The sequence below is a fragment of the Desulfopila sp. IMCC35006 genome (assembly GCF_005116645.1).
Taxonomy (GTDB): domain Bacteria; phylum Desulfobacterota; class Desulfobulbia; order Desulfobulbales; family Desulfocapsaceae; genus Desulforhopalus_A.
Genome location: NZ_SWCM01000089.1, coordinates 1 through 255 on the forward strand (window position 1 = coordinate 1; position 255 = coordinate 255).

Consider the following 255-nt stretch of genomic DNA (forward strand, 5'->3'; position numbering starts at 1 on the left):
TAGGTTTGTTCAGTTTCGGTAAGCAGCGTAGAATCTCTTCAATACTGGTGATGCCTGCGGCAGCCTTTACCAGGCCATCCTCCAGCAGGGTGATTAATCCGGAATGCTCAATGCTGATTTGCCGTATCTCGTAGCTGGTTTTCTGCTCAAGTATGGCATCTCGGACCAGTTCATTGAGCACCAGTAGTTCAAAGACACCTACTCTGCCTTTGTAACCCGTCTGCTTACAGTCTGAACAACCCCGCCCTTTCCTGA

The 255-nt window shown here is 49.4% G+C and carries 1 pseudogene; it reads right to left on the bottom strand.

Annotated features, from left to right (window positions below):
* Positions 1 to 255, bottom strand: a pseudogene (locus FCL47_RS24680) (secretion system protein E); the annotation flags it as partial.